The organism is Leifsonia aquatica H1aii (assembly GCF_000633535.1).
GTDB classification, from domain to species: domain Bacteria; phylum Actinomycetota; class Actinomycetes; order Actinomycetales; family Microbacteriaceae; genus Leifsonia; species Leifsonia aquatica_A.
On the sequence record NZ_AYMR01000011.1, the window covers coordinates 310,403 to 324,325 of the forward strand.

The window sequence follows — 13,923 nt, forward strand, 5'->3', positions numbered from 1 at the left end:
CACTCCTACTTCGCGGCCGTTTTCGCCGGGCAGGGTGCCGCCTTCGTCATGGCGTCGACCGCCTGAGCCTCCGACCACGGCAACCCCGCCACCGTCTTCGTCCCCTTCTGCACGGCGGGGACCTTGGACACGATGGAGGCGAACCGCTCGGCGAGGGCCTGCGCGAATCCCGCGCCGGGCGTGGAGTTGTTGAGGGCGACGACCACCGTGAGCCCGGACGACGGATCGGTGTACATCGCCGACAGATAGCCCGGGATCGCCCCGCTGCTGCCACGCAGCGGCCCGACGAGTTGCACCCCCAACCCTTGCTTCTGCCAGGAGGCGCCGCTGGTCACGCCCGTCATCTGCGCATCGGCCGTCGCGCCGTCCAGCAGCGACCCTTCGGCGAGCGCCTGGCTGAACGACTTGAGGTCGCCCAGGGTCGAGACCACACCGCCGGCGGTCCAGCCCATCGACGGGGAGAGCCGGGAGACGTCGCGGACCGGCTCGCAGACCACCGCGCCCGCGCCGTCCACGCCGGCCGCGTAGCCGGCCGGGTGCGGGCCGGGGACGGTGAGCGAGGATGCCGCCGGCAGGATGCTGGCGTCCATCCCGAGCGGACCGAAGAGATGCTCCTGGTACAGGTCGGACCATTCCCTACCCGTCGCGTTGCGCACCGCCATCCCGACGAGAACGGCGTTCGTTCGGGCATCCCCGTACTTCTCGCCGGGCTTGCCGGCCCGCGGCGCGGAGATCCCCTCGCTCGCGAGTTCGAGCGGCGGCCACTGCCTGGTCGGGTTCATCAGCATCCGACTGCTCAGCTGAGGGGAGTAGTCGCCGAAGCCGGACGTCTGCTGGCAGAGCTCGCGCATCGTCACGCCGTCGACGCCGACGAGTCCCGGCACCCAGGCGGTGACCGGATCGTCCAGGCCGAGGGTGCCGTCGTCCACCAGGTCGAGGAGCACCGTGCATGTCATCGGAACGGTGTTCTGACCGATCCGGAACGCCATGTCAGCGGTGACCGGCGTGGACCCTCCGCGCGTCGTCGTCCCCGTCGCCGCGGTCCAGCTGCCCGCCCACGGCGCCCAGACGCCCGCGAATCCGGCGGACGCGTCGGCGAGCGTCATCGCATCGGTGAGTGCGCCCTGCAGGCGCTTCTGCACGTCGGCCGAGAACACGCCAGGACGCTGGCTCGGCAGATCCGACGACGGCGACGTGGTGCACCCCGTCACGGCGAGCATCAGGATCCCCGCCGCGGCCGCGGTCACGGCCCGTCCGATCCGGCCCGCTCCTCGCATGCATTCCCCCGCCGTCGTGGTCCTCGTCCCCTGGATTGTAGCCCCGGCCCGGAAACGGGCGAAGGACCGATCGGCGGCTCCGCCAATCCATTCGAGCGGCTGTCCCGAAGACCCAGTGAGGCGCGCATCCGTGCGCCGTCCAAGGAGGAACGAACAATGCGCACATCACCGAATCGACTCGTCGCCACCATCTTCGGCGCCGTCTACCTGCTCGTCGGCCTGCTCGGCTTCGCCTTCACAGGCGGCGTCGGCTTCGTCGCCACGCAGGGCGGCCTGCTCCTCGGCATCTTCGAGGTCAACCCGCTGCACAACATCGCCCACCTGCTGATCGGGGCGGCGCTGCTCATCGCCGGCCTGACCCGCGCCGCAGCGGCGAAGGCCGTCAACACCACCGTCGGTGCTGTCTACCTGCTGCTCGGCATCGTCGGGTTCTTCCTGGTCGGGACCGGCGCGAACATCCTCGCGCTGAACACCCCGGACCACTTCCTCCACTTGGCGAGCGCGATCGTGCTCCTCGGTGTCGGTCTGGGCGCCGAGCGGACCGTGCGCTCCACTACGGCCGCCGTGTGACCGACATGGCCACGGCTCCCTTGAGCAGGATGTCAGGAACCCCGGTCGCCTCCCCGGCCCGGGCCTTCCTCGCCGTGGCCGCGCTGGGGGCGGGTCTGCTTCACGCAGCGCTCGCCCCCAGCGCACCTCTTCCGCTGCTCGTCCTGCTCCTGGTCGTCGCAGCGGCGGAGCTCGGCTGGTCGGTCACGACGCTCGCGCGCGACCGTCCCCTCTTCTTCCGTCTCGTCCCCGTGCTGGCTCTCATCCCGGTCGCGGCCTGGGCCGCCCTCGCCGTCGTCGGTGCGACCGCGACCTCCGGCACGGTGCTCAGCCTGCCTCTGCTGCCGATGGGCGTCGCCTCCCTGCTCGACGTGGCCGTCGCCGCCGTCAGCGCCGTCGTGCTGCGCCGCGACCGCCCGGCATCAGCGCACGGCGGAGCCGTCCGATTCGTCGCCGCGCTCGCGCTCAGCGCCTCCGCGGTCTGCGCCGTCACCATCCCGGCGCTGGGACTGACGGATGCCGGCTACGCCGCCGTGAAGGTCGGCCACCACCACTGAGACGTCGGCACCGGCTGTGAATGCCGGGTGGACAACGCCGTCCAGCTTGACGGGAACCCTCTGGTCCGCCAGTATTTTAGGTAAGCCTTACCTGACCAGGAGACCCGAATGGCCGAACTGATCCCCTTCTCGCAGGCGCTCCGCGAGCGCACCCGCTCCGTGCACGAGGAGAGCGAGGGTGCGACCTTCATGCAAGACCTCATGAGCGGCAAGGGCAGTCGCGAGGACTACATCCACCTCCTGGCGCAGCACTACTTCATCTACGAGGCGCTCGAGGAGGCCGCGGTCAACATGGCCGACGACCCCGTCGCCGCCCTGTTCATCACCCCGAAGCTCACCCGGCTGCCGGCCATCGAGGCCGACCTGGCCTTCCTGCTCAGCGACGACTGGCGCGACCGGATCTCGCCGCTGCCGAGCACCTTCCGCTACACCGCGCGCATCCGCGAGGTCGGACACGACTGGCCGGGCGGCTTCATCGCCCACCACTACACCCGCTACCTCGGCGACCTCTCCGGCGGCCAGATCATCCGCACGCTCCTGCAGCGCCAGTACGGTTTCGAGACCAACGGTGTGGGCTTCTACCTGTTCGCCGACATCGCCAAGCCGAAGGTGTTCAAGGACGTCTACCGCTCGCAGCTCGACGCCGTCGACTGGACGGAGGAGGAGCGCGACCGGGTGATCGCCGAAGCCGGTCTCGCGTTCCGCTTCAACACGGACCTCTTCAACGACCTCGCTGCCGCCAAGGCCGCTGCCGCCTGACCTCTCGGGACGGCTTCCGGCGGGGGCTTCCGCCGTCAGCGCCGGCTGAGCGCGAAGCTCTCGCTCCCGAACCGCACGATCGAGCCGGGGTCGACCTCGTGCCGGGTGTTCGGATCGCACGCGAACGTGCCCTCCCCCGGGTAGGAGATGGTCGTGCCGTTCGCCGACCCCAGATCCATCACCCAGAAGACGTCGTCGTACTGGCCGAACGCGAGATGCGCGCGCGACACCGACTTGACGTCGTCGGAGACGGTGACGAGCTCCACGTGCGCCGGGTCGTCCAGCTCTGTGCCTGGCGTGTGCACGACCGGATTGCGGCCGATGACGCCGTTTCCCGACGTCTCGAGGTGCTGACCGTCGCTGAAATCCAGCACGAACGTGATCATCTGCGTCTCCTTCGCCTCGGCCCCGCACTCAGACGGCGCTGAGCGGCACCCTCACTGGTCGCGCGTCGCTCATGAACCGCTCGACATCCGGGTCCACGGTGATGTCGCTCGGGCGCAGTGGACGGGTCAGATACAGCCCGTCGAGGGTCGTGATGCGGCTGAGCGCCACATAGGTCTGCCCCGAGGTGAACGCGCGCGTCCCGAGGTCCACGATCGCCGCGTCGTAGGTCTTGCCCTGCGACTTGTGGATGGTGACCGCCCAGGCGAGCCGCAGCGGGAACTGGGTGAACTCGGCCACCACGTCCTTGGTGAGCTTCTTGGTCTCGGGGGAGTAGTTGTAACGGAACTTCTCCCAGATCGTCGGCTCCACCTCGTGGATCTCGCCGTCGACATCCACGTAGACGGTCGAGTCGATGCGGGTCACCGTGCCGATCGTCCCGTTGACCCAGCGCGGGCCGTCTCCCTGCCCGACGTCGTTCCGGAGGAACATCACCTGCGCGCCCACTTTGAGTTCCAGGGACTCCTCCGCCGGGTAGTTGCGACCGCCGAAGTCGCCGCTGATCTCGGCCTTCGCGGTCAGGGCGCGACCCGGGAGCCGATCGAGCGCCTGCGCGTTGATGCGATTGACGGTGTCGTTGCGGGTGGCCAGCGTGATCGTCCCGTCGTCCGGCGCCGGGCGCGCACCGACCTCGTTCAGACGGTCGGCGATCTCCTTCGTCACCTGGCCGTGCCGGACCGCGTTGAGCATGAAACGGAAGTCGGATTCGTGCTGCCGGTGCACCTGGAGCAGTTCGACGATGCGCAGGTCGGCCTCCTGCCAGACCTTGGCATCGAAGAACCACATCGACCGGTAGGTGTCGTTGAAGTAGGCGCGCTCCTCGTGGTCTCCCGGCACCGGCGCGAGCTGGTACGGGTCGCCGAAGAGCACCACCTGCACGCCGCCGAAGCTCTCGGCCGGCTTCTGCCGCGCCTGGCGCAGGCTGCGGTCCACTGCATCCATCAGGTCGGCGTTGACCATCGAGACCTCGTCGATCACGAGCGTGTCGATGGTGTTGAGGAGCTTGCGCAGCTCGGCGCTCTGCTCGATGTCGTGGTCGGCGATGACCCCGATCGGCAGCCGGAAGAGCGAGTGGATGGTCTGACCGCCGACGTTGAGCGCGGCGACACCGGTCGGCGCGGCGATCACGATCGACTTCTCGGTGTTCCACGACAAGTGGTTGAGCAGCGTCGACTTGCCCGTGCCCGCACGTCCCGTGACGAACACGTGCTCACGTGTGTGCTCGATCAGCTCGAACACCGTCTGCTGCTCCGGCGAGAGCGAGAGTCGGCCCATCCGAGTCCCTTTCCCCTCGCGCGACCTGCCGATCTACTCTAACCCGCCCGCCGCCCCCGCGGCCGTCTCTACACAGGCCCATAGGATGGCCTCATGACGGGGGATGAGTCGAGGCGCCGCACGCGCGCACTCCTCCTCTGGTCCGGGATCGGCGTCCTCCTGCTGCTCGCCCTCCTCGCTGCGTTCGCGGCGCTGCAGCGCACCTACTACAGCGCCTCCGGATTCGTGACGGGCTATGTGCAGACGCTCGCTGAGCACGACGTCGCCGCTGCGCTCGCCATGCCGGGGGCCGCGCCCACCGCCGCCGCGCTCGAGCGGGCGGGCCTGCCTCCGAGAGCGTCCCGCGAGCTCCTGCGCGCGGACCTGCTGCCCCGCCTCAGCGACATCGCGGTCACGTCGGACCGAGCGCTCTCGTCCGGTGCGCATCAGGTCACCGTGCGGGTGTCCTCCGACGGCCACCCCGTGACCGCGACCTTCACCGTCGAGCCGTCCGGCTCGGTCCTCGGCTTCCTGCCCCTGTGGCGGTTCGCCACGACTCCGCTCACGGTGGCGCACGTGAACGTCGCTCACGCCCAGGACTTCACGATCGCATCACACACGGTCAGCCCGCGGGCGGCCGCCCCGGACCAGCCCGCGACGGCGTTCAGCGTCGCCGCCGACTACCTGATGTTCGCCCCCGGGCGCTACGAGATCGGCCACACGTCGACGCTGCTCACCGCGGCTCCTGCGGTGATCCTCGCGGACCCCGGGCAGCTCGTCCAGACGACGGTCGACGCCGAGCCGACACCGGCGTTCACCCAGGCGGTCCAGAAGCAGCTCGACGGATTCCTCGATCAGTGCGCCACCCAGCAGGTGCTCCAGCCGGCCGGCTGCCCGTTCGGAGTCGAGATCGACGACCGGGTCCAGGGCGCCCCGACGTGGACCCTGGCCACCTACCCGGCCGTGCACCTGACGGCCGGGCAGACGGGCTGGACCATGGATCAGGCTGTCGGCGTCGCGCACCTCTCCGTCAGCGTGCAGTCCCTCTTCGACGGAACCGTCTCGCAGCGCGAGTCGGACGAGCGGTTCGCCGTCTCGCTCACCAGCGTCGTGATCCGCGGCGACGGATCCCTCGACATCGTCGTCGGGCCGTAGCGGCCGCTACTGGTTCGCGCCGTCGCGCTGCGCCAGCCGCGCGAGCTGGTCGTTGTAGGCGCGCAGCTCCGCATCGTTCGTGCGGTCGGCGTTGCGGTCACGCCGCTTGGTCTCGCGCTCATCGCTGCGGCTCCACTGGATGGCCACGACGATGGCGAGGATCACCGTCGGGATCTCGCCGATGCTCCACGCGATGCCGCCGCCGGTCTGTTGATCGACGAGCGGCGGATCGCCCCAGGTGCGGCCCATCGCCCCGAACCAGTCCGCGAGCAGGAGGCCGTGCATCTGCATGATGGAGAGGCCGAAGAAGGCGTGGAACGCCATGGTCAGCAGCAGGAGGAGCAAACGGAACGGGTAGGGCAGCCGGAATTTGACCGGGTCGATGCCGATCAGCGACTGGACGAAGAGGTAGCCGGTGATCAGGAAGTGGACGACCATCCACTCGTGACCGATGTGGTCCGTCGTCGCCCAGCGGAAGATCGGAGTGTAGTAGAACGCCCACAGCGAGCCCGCGAACAGGATCGCCGCGACGATCGGGTTGGAGATCACCCCGGCGAAGCTGGAGTGCACCGCCAGCAGGATCCACTCGCGTCCACCGCGCGAGCCGTCGGTGCGCTTGCGGATGGCTCTGGCGGCGAGCGTCACCGGCGCACCGGGCACCAGGAGCAGCGGGACCGCCATCGTCAGCACCATGTGCGCCGACATGTGGGCCGAGAAGAGGTACTTCTCGTAGACGTTCACGCCGCCGTTGGTGATGTAGAAGAGGAGGGCGATGCCGAGCACCCACAGCACCGTGCGGTAGATCGGCCACGCATCCCCGCGCTTGCGGAGCCGCCAGACACCGGCCAGGTAGAAGAAGAGGGCGAAGGCGCAGGCGAGCACCCAGAGCAGGTCGAAGTTCCAGCTCGTGAAGAGCCGGCCCCAGGTCAGCTCGGGCGGGAGCTTCTCCCCGGTCAGGATCTCGGCGGGCGTCGGGGTCGCCGCGCGGGTCTGGGGCACCGGGGTGACCGTGCGCGCGAGCGCCGCGGCGACGCCCGAGGCGATGCCCATGAACGCGAGCTCGGCGGTCACGATCCACCAGAACGTTCTGCGTGAACCTCCGGCCTTGAGCCGCCCGATCAGGATGCGGCGCTGCGCCACCCCGAAGAGTCCGAGGGCGACGAGGACCGCGACCTTGACGAGCACCAGGATGCCGTAGGGCGTCGCCAGCTGCTCCAGGTCGCCGATCCGCAGCTCCGCGTTCACATAGCCCGAAGCGGCCACGACGATGAACGAGATGAGCGCGATGGACGAGTAGCGCTCCATGACCGCGACGAGCCGCTCGCCGCCGAAGACGCTGCGCAGGACGATGATCGTCACCAGGCCGCCGAGCCAGATGGCGGCGAAGAGGACGTGCAGGCCGAAGGACGTGACCGCGGCGTCGTGTCCCGCGGCCTCGGCGCTGTGGCCCTGCTGCGCCATCGGGACGACCGCGGCCATCGCGAGGATGGTCACGAAGATGAGCGCCGTGTGATTGCGGACGGCGAAGCACAGCACGGTGACGGCCGCCGCGATCAGGGTGACGCCGAGCCACGCCTGGCCGAGCGAGACGCTGGTGATGAACGAACTGAGGCCGTTGCTGAACGTCTCGTCGAACGACCACGGGACGTTGGAGACGCTGACGAAGGTGAAGAGGCCGGTCGCCGCTGCCGCCACGGTCATGACCGCGGCGCATCCGGCGGCGAAGTCGAGCGCCTTGCCGAACTCCTCCCGCTCCGGGGCGAAGACGAAGCACACGAGCACCAGTGCGCCCAGGACTCCCGACAGGCTCAGGTTGACCACGAGGGTCGCGATCGGCAGACCCCAGCGGACGAGGGCGCCGGGATCGGCGAGCAGGGGAGCGGTCGCCCCGCCGCCGAAGGCGAGGCCCGCCACGACCGCCGCCAGGGCGGCGAGCAGCAGCACGGCAGGGCCGATCACACGGACGATACGGGGCACCCGTCCAGCCTACGACCCCCGGGCTGGATGCCCGCCCACAGCGCGGGGACGGGCCGCGCGCCGCCCTGTCCACACGACGAGGGCGGCACCGCGATCAGCGGCGCCGCCCTCCGGCAAAGCGTGTGGAGCTGCTTACTTGACGGCAGCCTTCAGCTTCGAGCCCGCGGTCAGCTTGACGCGGTGGCCGGCCGGGATGGAGATCTCGGCACCGGTCTGCGGGTTGCGGCCCGTGCGGGCGGCGGTCTCGGTGCGCTCGGCGGCGAGCCAGCCCGGGATGGTGACCTTGCCACCGGCGGCGACGGTCTCGGAGATGGTCGCGAAGAAAGCGTCGACGACACCGGAGACGGTGGCCTGGCTCTGCCCCGACGCCGCGGCGACGGCAGCGACGAGCTCGGTCTTGTTCAGCGACTTGTCAGCCATTGAGTGTCCTCCTCGGACGTTGTGCTGGATCTACAGCTTGCAGTGGAACAGCCACGGCCGCGGAGGGCCATAACGGTTGGTCGGATGACCGCCTCGAATGTATCAGGAATCCGCGGAAACACGCGGATTTTCGGCGTTTCTCACCGCTCTTTCACCTTCGGAGGCGCCCCGGGAACGCCGAAGGGGCGCCCGGCATGATGCCGGACGCCCCTTCGTGCGTGGTCTGCTGGTTACCAGCTGGACTTGGTGATGCCGGGCAGCTCGCCGCGGTGCGCCATGTCGCGGAAGCGCACGCGCGAGATGCCGAACTTGCTGAGGTTTCCGCGGGGACGGCCGTCGACGGCGTCGCGGTTGCGGACGCGGATCGGCGAAGCGTCGCGGGGGAGCTTCTGCAGGCCGAGGCGCGCGGCCTCGCGGGACTCGTCGGAGCCGTTCGGGTCGACGAGAGCCTTCTTGAGCTCGGCGCGGCGAGCGGCGTAGCGCTCGACGACGACCTTGCGCTGCTCGTTCTTGGCGATCTTGGACTTCTTGGCCATGTTTAGCGCTCCTCTCGGAAGTCGACGTGCTTGCGCACGACGGGGTCGTACTTCTTGAGCACGAGACGGTCAGGGTTGTTGCGACGGTTCTTGCGGGTCACGTAGGTGTAACCGGTGCCCGCCGTCGAACGAAGCTTGATGATCGGACGGATGTCCTGCTGCTTTGCCATTAGATCTTCTCCCCACGGGCCAGGAGGTCCTTGACGACGGCCTCGATGCCACGGGCGTCGATGACCTTGATGCCCTTGGCGCTCAAGGTGAGGGTCACCTTACGGCGAAGCGACGGAACGTAGTACGTCTTCTTCTGGATGTTCGGATCGAACCGTCGCTTGTTGCGACGGTGCGAGTGCGAGATCGAGTGACCGAAGCCCGGAACGGCTCCCGTCACCTGGCACACTGCTGCCATTGCTTTCTTCTCCAATACCGTGAGGCCGGACGGCCTCACCCAAGGTCACTTGTCGGCGCACGGCTTCCCACGCTTGGAAGGGAGTGGGGGTCCGTACACGATACTGAGCGGGAGGAGCCCACTCAGCCAAAGAACCACTCTACGACACGCCCGGGGCGCTGGCAAATTGAGCGGAGCAGTTCTCGCACAGACCGAACACATCGACGACATGCTGGGCCTGGGTGAAGCCGTGAGCGGCGGCGGCGGCGCGGGCCCACTCCTCGACCGCGTCGGCCTCGATCTCGACGGTCAGCCCGCAGTTGCGGCAGATCAGGTGATGGTGGTGGCCGCCCGTGCAGGCCCGGTAGAGGCTCTCGCCCTCGGGGGACTGCAACGAGTCGGCGTCCCCCTCGGCCGCCAGGTCGGCGAGCGCGCGGTAGACGGTGGCGAGGCCGATGGGCGAGCCGGTCTCGTGGAGGCTCAGGTGCAGCGATTGCGCACTGATGAAGCCCTCCGTCGAGGACAGGGCCTCTCGGACGGCCTCCCGCTGCCACGTGTTGCGCTTCACCGTCCCAGGCTAGCCCGCCTGGCTCATGAGACGCCGTGAACCGCGTTCGCGTCGCACGCCCAGGAGGCGGCACACCACGTAGATGAGGAACGAGATGGTGGTGACGTACGGACTGATCGGCAGTGAGCCGCCGAGGGCGAGCATGATGCCGCCGACGACCGAGACGAGGGCGAACACCACGCTGAGCACCGGGACCAGGATCGGCGACGACGAGACGCGCATCGCGGCCGCCGCCGGGGTGACGAGCAGCGAGAGCACCAGCAGGGCGCCGACGATCTGGACCGAGACCGCTACGGCGAGCCCGAGCAGCACCATGAACGCGAGCGCGACGAACCGGGTCGGGATGCCGCGGGCGGCCGCCACGTCCGCGTCCAGGCTGTCGAAGGTGAGCGGGCGCCACATCAGCAGCAGTCCGAGCAGCACCACGAGTCCGATCCCGATCAGCCAGCCCAGCTGCGGGTCGTCGACCGAGACGATCTGGCCCGTCAGCAGTCCGAACTTGTTCGCGCTGCGCCCGGGATAGAGGGCGAGGAACAGGATCCCGAGGCCGAGACCGAACGGCATCAGCACGGCGATGATCGAGTTGCGATCGCGCGCTTTGGCCCCGAGGAGGCCGATCAGCACGGCGGCGAGCAGGGAGCCGACCAGTGAGCCGACGACGACGTTCACCCCGAAGAGCAGGGCGGCCGCGGCTCCCGCGAACGAGAGCTCGCTGATGCCGTGCACCGCGAACGCCATGTCGCGCTGCATCACGAAGACGCCGATCAGACCGCCGACGATGCCGAGCACCGCACCGGCGAAGATCGAATTCTTCACGAGCGCGAGCAACTCGCCGTAGTCGGCGAAGGAGAACAGCTGCGACCAGAGGTCGCCCGAGGCGGCGAGGTGGAGGATCATGCGGCCGGCTCCGGGTGCGGGTCGTGGCCGTGATCGTGGTGGGCGTGCGTCTCCGAGTCCGGGATGCCGACGACGACGATACGGCCGCGACTGCGGATGACGTCGACCGGCGTCCCGTACAGATCGGTCAGCACGTCGCTGCGGAGCACCTCATCCGGCGTCCCGGTGCGGAAGCGGCCGCCGGCCAGGTAGAGCACACGGTCGACCATGCCGAGGACCGGGTTCACGTCGTGCGTCACGAACACGACGGCGCTGCCGTCCTCGCGCCGGCGGCGGTCGATCAGCTCGCTGACACCGCGCTGGTGCTGCAGGTCGAGCGACAGCAGGGGTTCGTCGCAGAGCAGCATCGCGGGATCGCCCGCGAGCGCCTGCGCGACCCGCAGCCGCTGCTGCTCGCCGCCGGAGAGGGATCCGACCGCAGCGTCCGCGTAGCGGCGGGCTCCGACGGCGTCGATCAGCTCCTCCGTTCGGGCGCGATCGGCGCGGTGGGGCAGCGGGAGCCCCCAGCGGTGGCCGTCCACACCGAGCCGCACCAGATCCCGCGCCCGCATCGGCGTCCCGGCGGGGATGAGCTTCTGCTGCGGGATGTAGCCGATCCGCCGGTCGCCGCGGCGCACGGGGTGGCCGTCGAACGTGATCGAGCCGCCGTCGAGCCGCTGCTGGCCGAGGATCGCGCGTAGCAGGCTCGTCTTGCCGGAACCGTTCGGCCCGAGCACGGCGACGAACTCGCCGGCGTGCACGTCGAGGTCGAGTCCGCTCCACAGGGTCCGGTCGCCGAAGCCGAGCGAGGCGTCGCGCAGCTGCAGCACGACACCTCGATCGGTGGGCGCGGGAACCCGCGCGAGAGGTTCGGTCATTCCCCGAGGGCCTTGGCCACGGCGTCCAGGTTCGCGTTCATCCAGCCGATGTAGTCCTTGCCGCTCGGGAGGGTCTCGGTCACCGGCACCACGGGGACGCCGGCCGCCTTGGCGGCAGCGAGCACCTTCTCGGTCTCGGGGCCACTGGTCTGCTCATTGTAGGCGAGCAGCTTCACGGTGCCGCCCTGGATGACGCCCAGCATGTCCTGCAGCACGGCGGGGGAGACGTCGGTGCCCGCCTCGATGGCCTCGCTGAAGGCCTCCGGGGTCTTGTTCTCGAGCCCGGCCGCCTCGAGCAGGTACAGCGGGACCGGCTCGGTGATGGCGACACCCTCGCCGGCGTACGACGTCTTGAGCTGGGCCTCGCGGTTCTCGAGCGCGGTGAGCTTCTCGCCGAACGCCTTCGCGTTGGCCGAGAACGTCGACGCCTTGGCGGGGTCCGCCTTCGAGAGTGCGCCGACCAGCTTGTCGGTCAGCCTCTGCACGGTGGGGAAGTCGTACCAGACGTGCTCGTTGAGCTCGCCGTCGACGGCCTTCTTGCCCGAGATGTCGACGACGTTGAGCACCGTGCGCTTGTCGTTCGGCGCCGCCTTCAGCATGGTGTCGACGAAGTCGTCGTACCCTCCGCCGTTCTCGATGACGATGTCGGCCTTCGAGATGGCGAGCTGGTTCTGGGCGCTCGCCTCGAACGAGTGCGGATCCTGGGCGGGGTCGTCCATGATCGAGGTCACCTCGACGGCATCGCCGGCGATGGTGTGGGCGATGTCGCCGTACACGTTGGTGCTGGCGACGATACGGACATTCCCGTCATCGGTCGACGAACCGGAAGAGGCGGCCGAGCACCCGGTGAGGGCGAGGGCCGCGGCGGCCGTGAGGGCGATCGCGAGGAGGGGGCGCTTCTGCATGAGCGGGGACCTGTCTAAGTCGGCGTGGCTGTGTCGTATTCGAGGGCACCGGGTGTCGGGCCTCTACGAAACTACGCCTTGTTGAGAATGATTGTCAAAATCAACTCCGCGCCTGCAGGGCAAGCCACGCCAGGGCGCGGTCCTCGGCGCTCGTCATCGACAGCCCGGTCAGCTCCTCGATCTTCTGCATCCGGTTGCGCAGGGTGTGCCGGTGGACGCCGAGTTGCGTCGCCGCCGCCTCCCAGCTGCCGTTCTCCGTGAGGAACACGCGCAGCGACTCCAGGAGCTGCCCGTCCGACTCCGCGGCGAGCGGCCGCAGCGGCTCGACGAGCGCCGTGACCGCCGAGGAGGGAAGCGCGCGCAACAACTCGGCGACGCTCGCCATGCGTGCGAACTCCACCGCGGGCCGGTCGTCGGCGAGCGCCACACCGACGGCGCGCTCCGCCTGCGAACGGGCCTCGGCGAGTGCGCCAGGGGCCGCGGGGGCGCTGACTCCGCAGCGCACGGGGACGAGTTCGGTCGTCGCGGCGGTCACGATCCTCTCGATCCAGGCCGGCACGGCCTCCGGGGCGATCACCACGACGACGTCTCCCTCGAGCGTCCCCGCGACCGGGGGGAGTTCGAGCTCCTCGAGCCAGTCGAGGGCCTTCGTCTCCAGCACCACCGCCCGCGAGCGCGACCTGACGATGCAGACGACCAGCTCCCCGCCGGTGAGGCCCCACCGGGCCGCGACCGAGCGCGCGAGCGCAGCCGGGGCGCGCAGCAGCACCTCGACGGCGTCCTGCCGGGCGAGCTGCTCCAGCCGGGCGTCGCGCTGCGGGAAGTACGTCAGGTCGAGCAGGGCCGCGGCCTGTGTCGCGAGGTCGCGCGTGCGGCTCGTCGCGCCGCGCCTGGCCGAGACCACCAGGGTGGCCCGCGGATCCTCCGCCCGTCCCACCGTGAACGTCTGCAGTTCGGTGTTGCGCTGGCGCCGGCTGCGCTGCGTGGCGGCCGTGACGGCGTCGTCGATGTGGATGCGCCCGGCCCCGACCGCTGCGATCGGCTGGCCGTAGCGGTCGACCAGCACGGCCCAGCCGTTCAGGAGGCGGGAGAGCGTCGTCACGACGCCCTGCGTCCCGCCGCGGCGGGCGGCGAGCGTCAACGAGATGATGCCGCTCGCGACCAGGCGCGCCTCCGCGGCGTCGACCCCCGGGGCGACGGGAGCGACGGGAGCGACGGGAGCGGCGAGAGGCGCGGGAGCGCCGGATGCGCCGGAAGCGGGGTCGGCATCCATCGCCCCCACCTCCTTCATGTCTTCGCGGAATGACGTTTCGGCGTGCACAGCGCCGGGGGATGGACGAAACGGCGGGTATCCGGTGCTGAGCGCTGCTCATAGCATTTCCA

Annotated in this window: 17 protein-coding genes; 4 read left to right on the forward strand and 13 right to left on the reverse strand. The window is 69.7% G+C overall.

Annotated features, from left to right (window positions below; genetic code table 11):
• Positions 1 to 5: 5 nt before the first annotated feature.
• Positions 6 to 1,247 (reverse strand): serine hydrolase domain-containing protein, encoded by a 1,242-nt coding sequence (locus tag U870_RS0113850; protein ID WP_240183703.1) that lies wholly within the window; start codon positions 1,245 to 1,247, stop codon positions 6 to 8.
• Positions 1,248 to 1,433: 186 nt separating this feature from the next.
• Here U870_RS0113850 and U870_RS0113855 point away from each other — a divergent pair, with 186 nt between their 5' ends.
• The 3 genes from U870_RS0113855 to U870_RS0113865 all read left to right on the forward strand — a co-directional run bounded on the left by U870_RS0113855 (position 1,434) and on the right by U870_RS0113865 (position 3,142).
• The gene (locus tag U870_RS0113855; RefSeq protein ID WP_025157985.1) at positions 1,434 to 1,847 is read left to right on the forward strand and encodes a DUF4383 domain-containing protein; all 414 of its coding nucleotides are present in this window, start codon (positions 1,434 to 1,436) and stop codon (positions 1,845 to 1,847) included.
• A 29-nt stretch (positions 1,848 to 1,876) separates the two neighbouring features.
• Positions 1,877 to 2,383: a hypothetical protein gene (locus tag U870_RS0113860; protein ID WP_025157986.1), complete on the forward strand. Its 507-nt coding sequence runs from the start codon at positions 1,877 to 1,879 to the stop codon at positions 2,381 to 2,383.
• Positions 2,384 to 2,491: 108 nt separating this feature from the next.
• The gene (locus tag U870_RS0113865) at positions 2,492 to 3,142 is read left to right on the forward strand and encodes a heme oxygenase (biliverdin-producing) (RefSeq protein WP_025157987.1); all 651 of its coding nucleotides are present in this window, start codon (positions 2,492 to 2,494) and stop codon (positions 3,140 to 3,142) included.
• 35 nt (positions 3,143 to 3,177) lie between these two features.
• Here the strand turns inward: U870_RS0113865 and U870_RS0113870 are convergent, their stop codons facing one another.
• Both U870_RS0113870 and U870_RS0113875 read right to left on the reverse strand, forming a co-directional pair.
• Complete coding sequence (locus U870_RS0113870) at positions 3,178 to 3,528, reverse strand: FHA domain-containing protein (protein ID WP_025157988.1); 351 nt, start codon at positions 3,526 to 3,528, stop codon at positions 3,178 to 3,180.
• A 28-nt stretch (positions 3,529 to 3,556) separates the two neighbouring features.
• Positions 3,557 to 4,861: an ATP-dependent DNA helicase gene (locus U870_RS0113875; protein WP_025157989.1), complete on the reverse strand. Its 1,305-nt coding sequence runs from the start codon at positions 4,859 to 4,861 to the stop codon at positions 3,557 to 3,559.
• 93 nt (positions 4,862 to 4,954) lie between these two features.
• On the opposite strand from U870_RS0113875, the gene U870_RS0113880 reads away from it, so the two are divergent.
• Positions 4,955 to 5,995 carry a hypothetical protein gene (locus U870_RS0113880; protein ID WP_025157990.1) on the forward strand — a complete coding sequence of 347 codons (1,041 nt, stop codon included), beginning with the start codon at positions 4,955 to 4,957 and terminating at the stop codon, positions 5,993 to 5,995.
• A 6-nt stretch (positions 5,996 to 6,001) separates the two neighbouring features.
• On the opposite strand, the gene U870_RS0113885 is transcribed toward U870_RS0113880, so the two are convergent.
• The 10 genes from U870_RS0113885 to U870_RS0113930 form a co-directional block, all read right to left on the reverse strand.
• Positions 6,002 to 7,972, reverse strand: coding sequence for a cytochrome c oxidase assembly protein (locus U870_RS0113885; RefSeq protein WP_025157991.1), 1,971 nt, complete (start codon positions 7,970 to 7,972; stop codon positions 6,002 to 6,004).
• A 132-nt stretch (positions 7,973 to 8,104) separates the two neighbouring features.
• The gene (locus U870_RS0113890) at positions 8,105 to 8,392 is read right to left on the reverse strand and encodes an HU family DNA-binding protein (RefSeq protein WP_021760167.1); all 288 of its coding nucleotides are present in this window, start codon (positions 8,390 to 8,392) and stop codon (positions 8,105 to 8,107) included.
• Between the two features lie 230 nt (positions 8,393 to 8,622).
• The gene (rpsN, locus tag U870_RS0113895; RefSeq protein ID WP_021760160.1) at positions 8,623 to 8,928 is read right to left on the reverse strand and encodes a 30S ribosomal protein S14; all 306 of its coding nucleotides are present in this window, start codon (positions 8,926 to 8,928) and stop codon (positions 8,623 to 8,625) included.
• Positions 8,929 to 8,930: 2 nt separating this feature from the next.
• Positions 8,931 to 9,098: a 50S ribosomal protein L33 gene (gene rpmG / locus U870_RS0113900; protein ID WP_021760158.1), complete on the reverse strand. Its 168-nt coding sequence runs from the start codon at positions 9,096 to 9,098 to the stop codon at positions 8,931 to 8,933.
• A complete protein-coding gene (gene rpmB / locus U870_RS0113905; protein WP_021760156.1) occupies positions 9,098 to 9,334 on the reverse strand; it encodes a 50S ribosomal protein L28 in 237 nt (78 codons plus the stop codon). Before rpmB ends, rpmG begins: the two co-directional genes overlap by 1 nt.
• A 139-nt stretch (positions 9,335 to 9,473) precedes the next feature.
• The gene (locus U870_RS0113910) at positions 9,474 to 9,881 is read right to left on the reverse strand and encodes a Fur family transcriptional regulator (RefSeq protein ID WP_025157992.1); all 408 of its coding nucleotides are present in this window, start codon (positions 9,879 to 9,881) and stop codon (positions 9,474 to 9,476) included.
• A gap of 9 nt (positions 9,882 to 9,890) precedes the next feature.
• Positions 9,891 to 10,778: a metal ABC transporter permease gene (locus tag U870_RS0113915; protein WP_025157993.1), complete on the reverse strand. Its 888-nt coding sequence runs from the start codon at positions 10,776 to 10,778 to the stop codon at positions 9,891 to 9,893.
• A complete protein-coding gene (locus U870_RS0113920; RefSeq protein ID WP_025157994.1) occupies positions 10,775 to 11,635 on the reverse strand; it encodes a metal ABC transporter ATP-binding protein in 861 nt (286 codons plus the stop codon). The genes U870_RS0113915 and U870_RS0113920 overlap by 4 nt, the downstream gene beginning before the upstream one ends.
• Positions 11,632 to 12,540, reverse strand: a complete 909-nt coding sequence (locus U870_RS0113925) for a metal ABC transporter solute-binding protein, Zn/Mn family (RefSeq protein ID WP_025157995.1) — start codon at positions 12,538 to 12,540, stop codon at positions 11,632 to 11,634. The genes U870_RS0113920 and U870_RS0113925 overlap by 4 nt, the downstream gene beginning before the upstream one ends.
• A 100-nt stretch (positions 12,541 to 12,640) precedes the next feature.
• Complete coding sequence (locus U870_RS0113930) at positions 12,641 to 13,813, reverse strand: PucR family transcriptional regulator (RefSeq protein WP_025157996.1); 1,173 nt, start codon at positions 13,811 to 13,813, stop codon at positions 12,641 to 12,643.
• Positions 13,814 to 13,923 lie beyond the last annotated feature (110 nt).

What these genes read in the sequence shown, in the direction of transcription:
- U870_RS0113855 (WP_025157985.1), top strand. Translation starts at nt 1,434, where the DNA reads ATGCGCACATCACCGAATCGACTCGTCGCCACCATCTTCGGCGCCGTC.
- U870_RS0113860 (WP_025157986.1), top strand. Translation starts at nt 1,877, where the DNA reads ATGTCAGGAACCCCGGTCGCCTCCCCGGCCCGGGCCTTCCTCGCCGTG.
- U870_RS0113865 (WP_025157987.1), top strand. Translation starts at nt 2,492, where the DNA reads ATGGCCGAACTGATCCCCTTCTCGCAGGCGCTCCGCGAGCGCACCCGC.
- U870_RS0113870 (WP_025157988.1), bottom strand. Translation starts at nt 3,528, where the DNA reads ATGATCACGTTCGTGCTGGATTTCAGCGACGGTCAGCACCTCGAGACG.
- U870_RS0113875 (WP_025157989.1), bottom strand. Translation starts at nt 4,861, where the DNA reads ATGGGCCGACTCTCGCTCTCGCCGGAGCAGCAGACGGTGTTCGAGCTG.
- U870_RS0113880 (WP_025157990.1), top strand. Translation starts at nt 4,955, where the DNA reads ATGACGGGGGATGAGTCGAGGCGCCGCACGCGCGCACTCCTCCTCTGG.
- U870_RS0113890 (WP_021760167.1), bottom strand. Translation starts at nt 8,392, where the DNA reads ATGGCTGACAAGTCGCTGAACAAGACCGAGCTCGTCGCTGCCGTCGCC.
- rpsN (WP_021760160.1), bottom strand. Translation starts at nt 8,928, where the DNA reads ATGGCCAAGAAGTCCAAGATCGCCAAGAACGAGCAGCGCAAGGTCGTC.
- rpmG (WP_021760158.1), bottom strand. Translation starts at nt 9,098, where the DNA reads ATGGCAAAGCAGCAGGACATCCGTCCGATCATCAAGCTTCGTTCGACG.
- rpmB (WP_021760156.1), bottom strand. Translation starts at nt 9,334, where the DNA reads ATGGCAGCAGTGTGCCAGGTGACGGGAGCCGTTCCGGGCTTCGGTCAC.
- U870_RS0113915 (WP_025157993.1), bottom strand. Translation starts at nt 10,778, where the DNA reads ATGATCCTCCACCTCGCCGCCTCGGGCGACCTCTGGTCGCAGCTGTTC.
- U870_RS0113920 (WP_025157994.1), bottom strand. Translation starts at nt 11,635, where the DNA reads ATGACCGAACCTCTCGCGCGGGTTCCCGCGCCCACCGATCGAGGTGTC.
- U870_RS0113925 (WP_025157995.1), bottom strand. Translation starts at nt 12,540, where the DNA reads ATGCAGAAGCGCCCCCTCCTCGCGATCGCCCTCACGGCCGCCGCGGCC.
- U870_RS0113930 (WP_025157996.1), bottom strand. Translation starts at nt 13,813, where the DNA reads ATGGATGCCGACCCCGCTTCCGGCGCATCCGGCGCTCCCGCGCCTCTC.